This window comes from Kitasatospora sp. NPDC053308, assembly GCF_055585785.1.
On sequence record NZ_JBVJJY010000005.1, the window covers coordinates 349,266 to 362,316 of the forward strand.

General features: G+C 70.0%; 13 protein-coding genes. All 13 read left to right on the forward strand.

Features of this window, described 5'->3' with window-relative positions; genetic code table 11:
* The first annotated feature begins 63 nt into the window (after positions 1-63).
* The 13 genes from prmC to atpD all read left to right on the forward strand — a co-directional run bounded on the left by prmC (position 64) and on the right by atpD (position 12,998).
* Positions 64-930 carry a peptide chain release factor N(5)-glutamine methyltransferase gene (gene prmC / locus ACZ6Y7_RS14890; protein ID WP_465758296.1) on the forward strand — a complete coding sequence of 289 codons (867 nt, stop codon included), beginning with the start codon at positions 64-66 and terminating at the stop codon, positions 928-930.
* A gap of 147 nt (positions 931-1,077) precedes the next feature.
* Complete coding sequence (locus ACZ6Y7_RS14895; RefSeq protein ID WP_465758297.1) at positions 1,078-1,725, forward strand: L-threonylcarbamoyladenylate synthase; 648 nt, start codon at positions 1,078-1,080, stop codon at positions 1,723-1,725.
* A gap of 32 nt (positions 1,726-1,757) precedes the next feature.
* A complete protein-coding gene (locus tag ACZ6Y7_RS14900; RefSeq protein ID WP_051829598.1) occupies positions 1,758-2,399 on the forward strand; it encodes an arsenate reductase/protein-tyrosine-phosphatase family protein in 642 nt (213 codons plus the stop codon).
* A 123-nt stretch (positions 2,400-2,522) separates the two neighbouring features.
* Positions 2,523-3,803 carry a serine hydroxymethyltransferase gene (locus tag ACZ6Y7_RS14905; RefSeq protein WP_465758298.1) on the forward strand — a complete coding sequence of 427 codons (1,281 nt, stop codon included), beginning with the start codon at positions 2,523-2,525 and terminating at the stop codon, positions 3,801-3,803.
* A 208-nt stretch (positions 3,804-4,011) separates the two neighbouring features.
* Positions 4,012-5,289, forward strand: coding sequence for an MraY family glycosyltransferase (locus tag ACZ6Y7_RS14910; protein WP_465758299.1), 1,278 nt, complete (start codon positions 4,012-4,014; stop codon positions 5,287-5,289).
* A 297-nt stretch (positions 5,290-5,586) separates the two neighbouring features.
* The gene (locus ACZ6Y7_RS14915) at positions 5,587-6,030 is read left to right on the forward strand and encodes a hypothetical protein (protein ID WP_465758300.1); all 444 of its coding nucleotides are present in this window, start codon (positions 5,587-5,589) and stop codon (positions 6,028-6,030) included.
* A gap of 285 nt (positions 6,031-6,315) precedes the next feature.
* The gene (gene atpB / locus ACZ6Y7_RS14920; RefSeq protein ID WP_465758301.1) at positions 6,316-7,131 is read left to right on the forward strand and encodes a F0F1 ATP synthase subunit A; all 816 of its coding nucleotides are present in this window, start codon (positions 6,316-6,318) and stop codon (positions 7,129-7,131) included.
* A 93-nt stretch (positions 7,132-7,224) separates the two neighbouring features.
* Positions 7,225-7,461, forward strand: coding sequence for an ATP synthase F0 subunit C (gene atpE / locus ACZ6Y7_RS14925; protein WP_097236234.1), 237 nt, complete (start codon positions 7,225-7,227; stop codon positions 7,459-7,461).
* Between the two features lie 41 nt (positions 7,462-7,502).
* A complete protein-coding gene (locus ACZ6Y7_RS14930) occupies positions 7,503-8,060 on the forward strand; it encodes a F0F1 ATP synthase subunit B (protein ID WP_465758302.1) in 558 nt (185 codons plus the stop codon).
* Positions 8,057-8,872 carry a F0F1 ATP synthase subunit delta gene (locus ACZ6Y7_RS14935; protein WP_465758303.1) on the forward strand — a complete coding sequence of 272 codons (816 nt, stop codon included), beginning with the start codon at positions 8,057-8,059 and terminating at the stop codon, positions 8,870-8,872. The genes ACZ6Y7_RS14930 and ACZ6Y7_RS14935 overlap by 4 nt, the downstream gene beginning before the upstream one ends.
* Before the next feature lie 156 nt (positions 8,873-9,028).
* The gene (gene atpA / locus ACZ6Y7_RS14940; protein WP_465758304.1) at positions 9,029-10,603 is read left to right on the forward strand and encodes a F0F1 ATP synthase subunit alpha; all 1,575 of its coding nucleotides are present in this window, start codon (positions 9,029-9,031) and stop codon (positions 10,601-10,603) included.
* A gap of 32 nt (positions 10,604-10,635) precedes the next feature.
* Positions 10,636-11,550 (forward strand): F0F1 ATP synthase subunit gamma, encoded by a 915-nt coding sequence (locus tag ACZ6Y7_RS14945; protein ID WP_465758305.1) that lies wholly within the window; start codon positions 10,636-10,638, stop codon positions 11,548-11,550.
* A gap of 2 nt (positions 11,551-11,552) precedes the next feature.
* Positions 11,553-12,998, forward strand: a complete 1,446-nt coding sequence (gene atpD / locus ACZ6Y7_RS14950) for a F0F1 ATP synthase subunit beta (protein WP_465758306.1) — start codon at positions 11,553-11,555, stop codon at positions 12,996-12,998.
* Positions 12,999-13,051 lie beyond the last annotated feature (53 nt).

The window sequence follows — 13,051 nt, forward strand, 5'->3', positions numbered from 1 at the left end:
ACCGGCGCGCCCCAGCCCACGCGCAGCCCGGAAGCCGGAGCGCAGAAACATGAGGTCGTACGGATGAACCTGCTGCTCGCCGAGGTGGCCCAGGCCACCCAGCGGTTGGCCGCGGCCGGCGTGCCGTCGCCGCGCTTCGACGCGGAGGAGCTCGCCGCCTACGTCCACAACGTCAAGCGCAGCCAGCTGCACACGGTCAAGGACGCCGACTTCGACGCCCGCTACTGGGAGGCGGTCGCCCGCCGCGAGGCGCGCGAGCCGCTCCAGCACATCACCGGGCGGGCGTTCTTCCGCTACCTCGAACTGGAGGTCGGCCCCGGGGTGTTCGTGCCCCGGCCGGAGACCGAGACGGTCGTCGAGTGGGCCATAGACGCGGTGCGCGACATGGACGTGGCCGACCCGCTGGTGGTGGACCTGTGCTCCGGCTCCGGCGCGATCGCCCTCGCCCTGGCCCAGGAGCTGCCGCGTTCCACCGTGCACGCCTTCGAGCTGGACGAGGGGGCGCTGCGGTACACCCGGCGCAACATCGACGCCAGCCCGGACCGCGCCCGGATCACCCTGCACGCCGGGGACGCCACCAGGGCCTTCGAGGACGACCGCTCCTGGGACGGCCGCTTCGACCTGGTGATCTCCAACCCGCCGTACATCCCGCTCACCGAGTGGGAGTACGTCGCGCCGGAGGCCCGCGACCACGACCCGCAGATGTCGCTGTTCTCGGGCGAGGACGGGCTGGACACCATCCGCGGCATCGAGCGGGTGGCCGCCCGGCTGCTGCGCCCGGGCGGCGCGGTGGTGATCGAGCACGCCGACCAGCAGGGCGGCCAGGTGCCGTGGATCTTCAACGAGGAACGCGGCTGGACGGACACCGCCGACCACCGCGACCTGAACAACCGGCCGCGCTTCACGACCGCCCGAAGGGCCGGATCGTGAACATCCGGGCGCGGTACGACCGCCCGAAGGGCCGGGTCGTGAACATCCAGGCGCGGTACGACCGCCCGAAGGGCCGGGTCGTGACCGTCGAGCGCCGCAGGGCCGCGCAGTGACCGCCATGAGCCACTTCGGAAGGGGACCGCACCGATGAGCCGCCGCTACGACTGTGCCGATGCCGGGGACCGCGCCACCGGCCTGCGCGAGGCCGCCTCGGCCGTCCGCCGCGGCGAACTCGTCGTGATGCCCACCGACACCCTCTACGGGGTCGGTGCGGACGCCTTCTCCCCGGAGGCCGTCGGCGAGCTGATGGCGGCCAGGGGCCGCGGCCGCAACACGCCCTCCCCGGTGCTGGTCGGCTCCCCGACCACCCTGCACGGCCTGGTCACCGACTTCTCCGAGCAGGCCTGGGAGCTGGTCGACGCCTTCTGGCCCGGCGGTCTCACCCTGGTCGCCAAGCACCAGCCCTCGCTGCGCTGGGACCTCGGCGACACCCGCGGCACCGTCGCGGTCCGGATGCCGCTGCACCCGGTCGCCATCGAGCTGCTGAACTCCACCGGCCCGATGGCCGTCTCCAGCGCCAACCGGAGCGGCGGTCCGTCGCCGCTGACCTGCGACGAGGCGCAGGGGCAGCTCGGCGACGCGGTCTCGGTCTACCTGGACGGCGGGTCAGCCGACCACGCCGCCGCCTCGTCCATCGTCGACGTCACCGGCAAGGTCCCGGTTCTGCTGCGGGCGGGCGCGATCAGCGTCGAGCAGCTGAGGGAGGTCGTCCCCGACCTGGAGGCCGGCAGTTGACGCCCACCGCCTCGCTGCACGCCGGGCCGGGCATAGCGCCGTACCTGAGCGTGGGCCCCAGGCCGCTGGACCACTTCCGGATCCTGTTCGTCTGCACCGGGAACATCTGCCGCTCGCCGATCGCCGAGCGGCTCACCCGGCGTGAGCTGGACACCCGGCTGAGTCCGCGGGTAGCCGGGCGGATCCTGGTCGAGAGCGCCGGCACCTGGGGCCACGAGGGCGCGCCGATGGAGGACCACGCCGCGACCGTGCTCGACGAGTACGGCGCCGACAGCGGCGGCTTCACCGGCCGCGAGCTGCTGGACGAGCACGTGGTCGAGGCCGACCTGGTGCTCACCGCCACGCTGGACCACCGCGCCCAGGTGATCTCGATGGGGCACGAGGCGGGGCTGCGCACCTTCACGCTGAAGGAGTTCACCCGGCTCGTGCGGACGATCGACCCGGGCACGCTGCCGGACCCCCGGCGCGGCGCCGACGTCACCGAGCGGGCCCGCGCGCTGGTCCGGGCGGCCGCCGCGCTGCGCGGCTGGCTGCTGGCCGCCACCCCGGAGTCGGACGAGGTGGACGACCCGTACGGGGCACCGATCGGCATGTTCCGCAACTGCGGCGAGGAGATATTCCACGCGGTCGACCCCGTGGTCACCGCGCTCACCGGCGTACCGGCGCACCGCTGACCCGCGGCCGCCCGGGCCGTCCGAGACGCCCGATCAGGCGGCTGCGGCCCGTTCCGGCGGGCCGGGCGGCGGTGGCGGTCCTACGCTGGTCTGACCGACCCCGCAGCGCCCGGGAGCACCGTCATGACCGTCACCGATGCCGCCACCGGCCCGACCACGACGCAGGGGCGCCCATGGGCGTCCGAAGCCCTGCACCGGGCGGATCCGCAGCTGGCCGACCTGCTGGCCGCGGAGGCCGAGCGGCGCGCCGAAACGATCCAGCTGCTGGCGGGGGAGAACCTCACCACTCCCGCCGTCCTGGCGGCCCTCGCCGGCCCGCTGATCGACAAGTACGCCGAGGGCTACCCGGGCCGCCGGCACCACACCGGCTGCGCGCTGGCGGACGCCGCCGAGCTGCTGGCGGTCGACCGGGCGCGCGAGCTGTTCGCCGCCCCGCACGCCAACGTCCAGCCCCGGTCGGTGACTTCGGCGATGCTCGCGGCGTACGCGGCGCTGCTCAAGCCCGGTGACGGGGTGCTGGCGATGTCCCTGGAGCACGGCGGTCACCTGAGCTGCGGCTCGCGCGCGAACTTCTCCGGGCGCTGGTTCGACTGCACCGGGTACGGCGTGCGCGAGCAGGACGGCCTGATCGACCTCGACCAGGTGCGCGACCTGGCCCACCGGCACCGCCCCAAGGCCATCGTGGCGGGCTCGATCTCCCACCCCCGGCACCCGGACTGGGCGGCCTTCCGGGAGATCGCCGACGAGGTGGACGCCTATCTGATCGCCTCCGTCGCGCAGACCACCGGTCTGGTCGCGGCCGGTGTGGCGCCCTCGCCGGTGCCGTACGCCGACGTCACCGTGGCGGCCACCCACAAGCTGCTGCGCGGCCCGCGCGGCGGCCTGCTGCTGTGCACGGCGGAGCTCGCGGAGCGGATCGACCGCGCGGTGTTCCCGTTCAGCCAGGGCGGCGCGGCGATGAACGAGGTGGCCGGCAAGGCGGTGGCCCTCGCGGAGGCCTCGACGCCCGCCTACCGGGCGTACGCGGAGCGGACGGTGTCGGGAGCGCGGGTGCTGGCCGAGGGGCTCGCAGAGGCCGGAATGCGCCCCCTGACGGGCGGGACCGACACCCACCTGGTGACGGCCGACGTGAGCCCGCTCGGGGTGAGCGGCGCGGAGGCCGAGCGGCGCTGCGCGGCGACCGGGCTGCTGCTCGGCAAGTGCGCGCTGCCCTTCGACCCGGCGCCGCCCGCCGAGGCCTCCGGGATCCGGCTCGGCACCGGCACGGTGACCAGCCAGGGGATGGGCGGGGCGGAGCTGTCCGAGATCGCCGGGCTGATCGCGCGGGTGGTCGCCGGGGGCCCGGTGGGGCCGGCCGCGGCCCGGGTCCGGGAGCTCGCGCGGACCTTCGCCGACCGGACCTGAGCCCGGTTCCGGGGGCGGGCCGGAGCCGGTCCCCGGCGCGGTCCGTCCACGGGCATCCCGATCTCCTACCCGGGAGGGCGAACCGCGATGCGCGCCCCGGGCGTCCGACTCAATAAGGTGTGTGCCGTGGCGACGCACCTCGAAACCCGGGAAGGCAGGGGAGTACCTTCGGTACCTCCCCGTTCGACAGTGATGCAGGAGGCCAGTGGTGCGTGAGTATCTGCTGGTGCTGTTCTGCACCGCCGCCGTCACCTACCTGCTGACCGGCCCGGTCCGGAAGTTCGCCATCGCGGCCGGCGCCATGCCGCCGGTGCGCGCCCGTGACGTGCACCGCGAGCCCACTCCGCGGCTCGGCGGCATCGCGATGTTCGGCGGGCTCTGCGCGGGCATCCTGGTCGCTTCGCAGCTCGACAACCTGAGCAAGGTGTTCCAGGGGGGCACCGACATCCGCGCGCTGCTGTCCGGCGCGGGGATCATGTTCCTGCTCGGTGTGCTCGACGACAAGTGGGGCGTGGACGCCCTGGTGAAGCTCGGCGGCCAGATGATCGCCGCCGGTGTGATGGTCTGGCAGGGCGTCACGGTGATCACCCTCCCGGTGCCCGGCGTCGGCGCGGTCGCCGTGAGCCCGACCCAGGGCATGGTCATCTCGGTCACCCTGGTCGTCGTCATGGTCAACGCGGTGAACTTCATCGACGGTCTGGACGGCCTGGCCGGCGGCATGGTCTGCATCGCCGCGATGGCGTTCTTCCTGTACAGCTACCGGCTCTGGTACGGCTACACGATCACCGACGCGGCCCCCGCCGTGCTGTTCAGCGTGCTGCTGATCGGCATGTGCCTGGGCTTCCTGGCGCACAACATGCACCCGGCGCGAATCTTCATGGGCGACTCCGGCTCGATGATGCTGGGCCTGATGCTGGCCGTCGCCGCGATCTCCATCACCGGCCGGGTCGACCCGGACCTGATCAACAACGAGACCGGTTCGCAGACCGCCACCGTGCACGCCCTGGTGCCGATCTACATCCCGCTGCTGCTGCCGCTGACGGTCATCGCGCTGCCGCTGGCCGACCTGCTGCTCGCGGTGGTGCGCCGCACCTGGGCCGGCCAGTCGCCGTTCGCCGCGGACAAGCGCCATCTGCACCACCGGCTGCTGCAGGTCGGGCACTCGCACAGCCGCGCGGTGCTGATCATGTACTTCTGGGCCGCGCTGATCGCCTTCGGCACGGTGGCCTTCTCGGTGACCAACACCGGCCGCGCCGTCGTCCTCACGCTCGCCGGGCTCTGCCTGCTCGGCCTGGTGGTGCTGCTGACCCCGCGGTTCCGGCCGCGCGCCCCGCGGGCGGTGCAGTCCTTCGTCCCGCCGCGCTACCGCCGCCAGCCGTCGGGTCCGATGGCTGAACTGTCGGCGAAGGACAAGCAACTCCTGGGTGAAGCCACCCGGGGCTCCTCCGAGCCCGCCGACCACCGCCCCGCCAGCGGCCGTCGCTGACAAGGGAGTTGACGATCCGCCAGATGGCTTCACCCATACGGCGGATTCGTTGAGCCGTTGGTGTGACAGGTACCACACATTCATGGTAAAGCTCTCATCAAATAGTTTGTGATACCGTTCACGAGTATCGAGAACACGCCGAAAGACCTGACAGGTGGATGACTTCCGTCCCTGTCGGTCGCCTTCGACGGGCCCGCCGTTCCCGCGGGCGGCCCGGCGGCGATGCCTCGGTCCGGTGTCACCCGCCACCGCTGTGCCCGTCCCCCGCCACATCGACATGCCGCCGGAGCTGCCGACATGCCGTCCACCGACGCCCGGATCCTCCGAGGCGCCGCGATTCCCACTGCGGTCGCCGGGATCATCGCCATGGCGATCTCGTTCGCCGTCGCCGGTGGGAAGGGGCTGCTCGGCGCCCTCTTCGGCGCCCTGCTGGTGATGGCCTTCTTCAGCTTCGGCCAGGTCGCGCTCGACCGGCTGACCAGGTCGAACCCGCACATCCTGATGGCCGCCGGACTGCTCGTGTACACCACGCAGATCCTGCTGGTCGGCATCGTGCTCGCGATCTTCAAGAACACCGAGTTGTTCAACCGGCAGGCGTTCGCCTTCACCCTGCTCGGCTGCGCCCTGATCTGGACGGGCTTCCAGGTGCGCGGCGCGCTCAAGGCCAAGACCTTCTACGTCGACACCGACGCCTCGGAAACGAAGGGCGACAAGCCCTCCGACTCGGGACGTCAACCGTGACGAGGCCAGGCTGTCCCCCCAACGAGGGGGGCGGTGTTTATGCCGCACTGACGGCCTGCTATCGTCCGTCGCAACAACGGAGTACGGGAAGAGGCCTGGTCTGTCCGGACAGCGGACCGATCGCCCCCCGGACCCGCGCAGTCTTCGATGATCCCGCAGTCGCGCAGCGCGCCGTCGCGCGGGGTCGGCGAGAAACCCATCAAGTTCCAGTGCCGCTCCGTGGCCTCAGGCCACGCCGACACACCGAGGGTGCCGTATCCATGCGTCACGACGAAGGAGTCCGTGGTGAGTGCTGAACTCACGTCGTACCTCGCCTCAGGCAGTTGCCACTTCGGGGACGCTGGCTGTGGCTTCCCGGCTCCGGGTCTGAACGAATTCGACTTCAAGCCGATCTTCACCATCGGCAGCTTCTACTTCAACAAGCCGATGCTGCTGTCGATGATCGTCGCAGTGCTGGTGGTCGTCTTCTTCTGGGCCGCGTTCGCCAAGCCGCGCCTGGTGCCGGGCAAGCTGCAGCTGGTCGGTGAGATCGGCTACGACTTCGTCAAGCGCTCCATCGTGCTGGAGACGATCGGCAAAAAGGGCGAGAAGTACGTCCCGATGCTCGTCTCGATGTTCTTCTTCGTGTGGCTGCTGAACATCATGTCGATCATCCCGTTCGCGCAGTTCCCGGTGACGGCGGCGATCGCGTTCCCGGCCGGCCTCGCGGCGGTCGTGTGGATCACCTACATGACCCTGACCTTCAAGAAGCACGGCTTCGTCGGCGGTCTGAAGAACCTCTGCTGGCCGTCGGGCATCCCCGGCTGGGTCATGTTCATCCTGGTGCCGATCGAGTTCTTCTCGAACATCTTCGTGCGCCCCTTCACGCTCGCGGTCCGAGCCTTCGCGAACATGTTCGCCGGCCACCTGCTGATCGTGATGTTCTCCATCGCCTCCTGGTACCTGCTCAGCCCGACCCTGGGCGCGCTGTACGGCTCGGCCTCGTTCGTCGTCGCCGTCGGCCTGACCGCCTTCGAGCTGCTGGTCCAGTTCCTGCAGGCCTACATCTTCGTGATGCTGGCCAGCAGCTACATCGCCGGTGCCCTGGAAGAGGCGCACTGAGCCTGAGGCCCTGGCCTCTCGTGAACCACCATCCGGATCGCCCGGTGGCCAATCACCACCGGTTCACCACCCCTTGCAAAGGACACAACTGCAATGACCATGATCGCTGAGGGCGTCGTCGGTTCCATCGCTTCCGTCGGTTACGGCCTTGCCGCCATCGGCCCCGGCATCGGCGTCGGTCTGATCTTCGGTAACGGTGTCCAGGCCATGGCCCGCCAGCCCGAGGCTGCCGGTCTCATCCGTTCCAACATGTTCATCGGCTTCGCGCTGACCGAGGCGCTCGCGCTCATCGGCATCGTCATGCCGTTCGTGTTCGGCACCGGCAAGTAATTCCGGCACACCGGTAGTCCCACCAGACGAAAGGTTCAGATATGAACCCCGTGGTCTTCCTCGCGGAAGAGGAGAAGATGAACCCTCTTCTCCCCGCTTGGCCCGAGGTCATCATCGGCCTGCTCTGCTTCTTCATCGTCTTCGGTCTGCTCGGCAAGAAGCTCCTCCCCAGCATCGAGAAGGTGCTGTCGGAGCGCCGGGACGCCATCGAGGGCGGCATGGAGCGCGCCGAGGCCGCTCAGGCCGAGGCCCAGGCCGTGCTTGAGCAGTACCGTGCCGAGCTTGCCGAGGCGCGCCACGAGGCCGCCCGCATTGTCGAGCAGGCTCGCGAGCAGGGCGCCGCCCAGCTCGCCGAGATGCGCGAGGAGGGCCAGCGCCAGCGCGAGGCCATCGTCGCGGCCGGTCACGCCCAGATCGAGGCCGACAAGAAGCAGGCGACTGCCGCCCTGCGCCAGGACGTGGGCTCGCTGGCCACCCAGCTGGCGTCCCGCATCGTGGGTGAGTCCCTCGAGGACAGCGCCCGGCAGAGCGGTGTGATCGACCGCTTCCTGGACGAGCTGGAGGCCAAGGCCGCCGTTGCTCAGGGTGCGGCCAAGTGATCGGCGCCAGCCGTGAGGCCCTCGCCGCCGGCCGGCAGAACCTGGAGAGCCTGACCGACTCCACCTCGGTGGACGCGGCCAAGCTCGCCGAGGAGCTCACCGCCGTCACGGCCGTGCTGGACCGTGAGGTGTCGCTGCGCCGCGTCCTGACCGACCCGTCCCGGTCGGGCCAGGACAAGGCCCAGCTGGTCACCTCGCTGCTGACCGGTCAGGTCTCCGGCGAGGCCGTCGACCTGGTCTCCGGGCTGGTCCGGTCCCGCTGGTCGGGTGCGCGCGACCTGGTGGACGCGACCGAGGAGCTCGCCGCGTACGCCGAGATCATCGCCGCGGACAAGGCCGGCGCCCTGGACGACGTCGAGGACGAGGTCTTCCGCTTCGGCCGGGTGGTGAGCGGCTCGCACGAGCTGCGCGCCGCGCTGACCGAGCCGAAGGCCGGGGCCGTCGCGAAGTCCGAGCTGATCAAGAAGCTGCTCGGCGGCCGCGCCCACGCCGGCACCGTCCGGCTGGTCACCGCCCTCGTCAACAAGCCGCGTGGCCGTAGCCTGGAGCAGGGCCTCGAGTCCTACTCGAAGCTCGCCGCCGCTCGCCGCGACCGCGTGGTGGCCCTGGTCACCAGCGCGGTGCCGCTGTCGGACACCCAGAAGGAGCGCCTGTCCGGCGCTCTGGGGCGGATGTACGGCCGCCAGGTCCACCTCAACATCGACGTCGACCCCGAGGTCGTCGGCGGTGTCCGGGTGCAGATCGGCGACGAGATCATCGACGGCACCGTGTCGAGCCGCCTCGAGGGCGCTCGCCAGCAGCTCGAAGGCTGAGCACCGAAGCAGCACATCCGACCCTCGGTCGGGAAACCGGCTCCCCAAGGAGTCGGCAAAACGTACGGCCGGTTCATACGACCCGGCCGAGAGTCGAGTACTTGCGGCCCTCAATGGCGGGCCGAGGATCGCAAACTAGGAGAGCAGGGAAGCCTGATGGCGGAGCTTACGATCCGTCCGGAGGAGATCCGGGACGCGCTGGCCGACTTTGTCCAGTCGTACCAGCCGGACGCCGCCTCTGTGGAAGAGGTCGGTACGGTCACCGAGGCCATGGACGGTATTGCCAAGGTCGAGGGCCTGCCCTCGGTCATGGCGAACGAGCTGCTGAAGTTCGAGGACGGCACGCTCGGCCTCGCGCTGAACCTCGACACCCGCGAGATCGGTGTCGTCATCCTCGGTGAGTTCGGCGGCATCGAAGAGGGCCAGACCGTGCGCCGCACCGGCGAGGTCCTCTCGGTTCCGGTCGGCGACGGCTACCTGGGCCGCGTCGTGGACCCGCTGGGCAACCCGATCGACGGCCTGGGCGAGGTCGCCTCCGAGGGCCGCCGCGCCCTGGAGCTGCAGGCCCCCGGCGTCATGGCCCGCAAGTCGGTCAAGCAGCCGCTGCAGACCGGCATCAAGGCCATCGACGCGATGACCCCGATCGGCCGCGGCCAGCGCCAGCTGATCATCGGTGACCGCCAGACCGGCAAGACCGCGGTGGCCGTCGACACGATCATCAACCAGCGCGACAACTGGCGCTCGGGCGACCCGGAGAAGCAGGTCCGCTGCATCTACGTCGCCGTGGGCCAGAAGGGCTCCACCATCGCGTCCGTCCGCGGCGCCCTGGAGGAGGCCGGCGCGCTGGAGTACACCACCATCGTGGCCGCTCCCGCCTCCGACCCGGCCGGCTTCAAGTACCTCGCCCCGTACACCGGTTCGGCCATCGGCCAGCACTGGATGTACGCCGGCAAGCACGTCCTGATCATCTTCGACGACCTGTCGAAGCAGGCCGAGGCCTACCGCTCCGTCTCCCTGCTGCTGCGCCGCCCGCCGGGCCGCGAGGCCTACCCGGGTGACGTCTTCTACCTGCACTCCCGCCTGCTGGAGCGCTGCGCCAAGCTGAACGACGAGCTGGGCGGCGGCTCGATGACCGGTCTGCCGATCATCGAGACCAAGGCCAACGACGTCTCGGCGTACATCCCGACCAACGTCATCTCCATCACCGACGGCCAGTGCTTCCTGGAGTCCGACCTGTTCAACGCCGGCATCCGCCCGGCCGTGAACGTCGGCATCTCGGTCTCCCGCGTCGGTGGCTCCGCCCAGATCAAGGCCATGCGCTCGGTCGCCGGCCGTCTGCGCCTGGACCTCGCCCAGTACCGTGAGCTGGAGGCCTTCGCCGGCTTCGGTTCCGACCTGGACGCGGCCTCCAAGGCCCAGCTGGAGCGCGGTGCGCGCATGGTCGAGCTGCTGAAGCAGGGCCAGTACCAGCCGTTCCCGGTCGAGGAGCAGGTCGTCTCCATCTGGGCCGGCACCACCGGCAAGCTGGACGACGTCCCGGTCGCCGAGATCCGCCGCTTCGAGCGCGAGTTCCTGGACCACGTGCGCCTGCAGCACAAGGACCTGCTCGCCGGCATCGTCGAGACCGGCCTGCTGGCCGACGGCACCATCGACGCGCTGACCAGCGCCATCGAGGCCTTCAAGCAGGGTTACCAGACCGCCGACGGCAAGCTGCTCTCCGAGCAGGCCTGAGTCCGGTAGCGAGGGAAAGGACGTAACGACCCATGGGAGCACAGCTTCGGGTCTACAAGCGCCGGATCCGCTCTGTCACCGCGACGAAGAAGATCACCAAGGCGATGGAGATGATCTCCGCGGCGCGCATCGGCAAGGCGCAGCGCGCGGTGGCGGCCTCCGCTCCGTACGCCGACGAGCTCACCCGGGCGGTGACGGCGGTGGCCACCCGGTCCAACGCCAAGCACCCGCTCACCACCGAGAACCCGAACGCCAAGCGCGCGGCCGTCCTGCTGATCACGGCGGACCGCGGCCTGGCCGGCGGTTACTCGTCCAACGCCATCAAGGCCTCGCTGGCGCTCACCGAGCGCCTGCGCGGCGAGGGCAAGGACGTCGTGACCTACGTCGTCGGTCGGAAGGGCCTGTCGTACTACACCTTCCGCAACCTGGCGGTGGCGGACTCGTGGACGGGCTTCTCGGACAAGCCGACCTACGGTGACGCGAAGACGGTGGCGGCCGAGCTGATCGAGGCCTTCACGGCCGAGACCGGCGGCGTGGACGAACTCCACGTGGTCTCGACCGAGTTCGTGTCCATGCTCACGCAGGACGCGGTGGAGGCGCGGCTGCTGCCGCTGAAGCTGGACGAGGTCCAGCTCAGCGACCAGTCGTCGGCCAAGTCGGAGATCTTCCCGCTGTACGACTTCGAGCCGTCGGCGGAGGGCGTCCTCGACGCGCTGCTGCCGCGGTACGTCGAGAGCCGGATCTACAACGCGCTGCTGCAGTCGGCCGCTTCCGAGCACGCCGCCCGCCGCCGCGCGATGAAGAGCGCGACGGACAATGCCGGCGAGCTCATCAAGTCGCTCACGCGGCTTGCCAACTCGGCCCGTCAGGCCGAGATCACCCAGGAAATCAGCGAGATCGTCGGTGGCGCCAATGCGCTCGCTGACGCGAGCCGCGGGAGCGAATGAGTATGACCACCACTGTTGAGCCGACCACGGCGACGGGCCGCGTCGCGCGGGTCATCGGCCCGGTCGTCGACGTGGAGTTCCCCGTCGACGCGATTCCGGACATGTTCAACGCCCTGCACGTCGAGGTGGACAACCCCGACGGCACGGGCAAGAAGACCCTGACCCTCGAGGTCGCCCAGCACCTCGGCGACGGCCTGGTCCGCGGCATCTCGATGCAGCCGACCGACGGCCTGGTCCGCGGTTCGCAGGTCACCGACACCGGTGCCGCCATCTCGGTGCCGGTCGGCGACATCACCAAGGGCAAGGTGTTCAACGCCCTCGGTGAGGTGCTGAACGTCGACAAGGCGGAGTTCGAGTCCCAGGTGTCGGTCCGCTGGCCGATCCACCGCAAGGCCCCGAACTTCTCCGAGCTCGAGTCGAAGACCGAGATGTTCGAGACCGGCATCAAGGTCATCGACCTGCTCACCCCGTACGTGCAGGGTGGCAAGATCGGTCTGTTCGGTGGTGCCGGTGTCGGCAAGACCGTTCTGATCCAGGAGATGATCTACCGCGTCGCCGAGAACTTCGGTGGTGTGTCGGTGTTCGCCGGCGTCGGCGAGCGCACCCGTGAGGGCAACGACCTGATCGACGAGATGGTCGACTCGGGCGTTCTGGACAAGACCGCGCTGGTCTTCGGCCAGATGGACGAGCCGCCGGGCACCCGTCTGCGCGTCGCCCTGTCCGCCCTGACCATGGCGGAGTACTTCCGCGATGTGCAGAAGCAGGACGTGCTGCTCTTCATCGACAACATCTTCCGGTTCACCCAGGCCGGTTCCGAGGTGTCGACCCTGCTCGGCCGCATGCCCTCCGCGGTGGGTTACCAGCCGAACCTGGCCGACGAGATGGGCCTCCTGCAGGAGCGCATCACCTCGACCCGCGGTCACTCGATCACCTCGATGCAGGCGATCTACGTCCCCGCGGACGACCTGACCGACCCGGCCCCGGCCACCACCTTCGCCCACCTGGACGCGACCACCGTTCTGTCGCGCCCGATCTCGGAGAAGGGCATCTACCCGGCCGTCGACCCGCTGGACTCCACGTCCCGCATCCTCGACCCGCGGTACATCGCGCAGAACCACTACGACACGGCCGTCCGCGTCAAGGGGATCCTGCAGAAGTACAAGGACCTCCAGGACATCATCGCCATCCTCGGTATGGACGAGCTGTCCGAGGAAGACAAGATCACGGTGCACCGTGCCCGTCGCATCGAGCGCTTCCTCTCGCAGAACACCTACGTGGCGAAGCAGTTCACCGGTGTCGAGGGTTCGACCGTGCCGCTGTCGGAGACCATCGAGGCCTTCAACGCGATCGCGGACGGCAAGTACGACTCCGTCCCGGAGCAGGCCTTCTTCATGTGCGGTGGCATCGAGGACCTCGAGAAGAACGCCGCCGAGCTGGCGAAGAAGTAATCGCGGCCGGTAGCAGCTGAGTGACCGTGAGGGGTGGGCCCCAACCCTGGGAC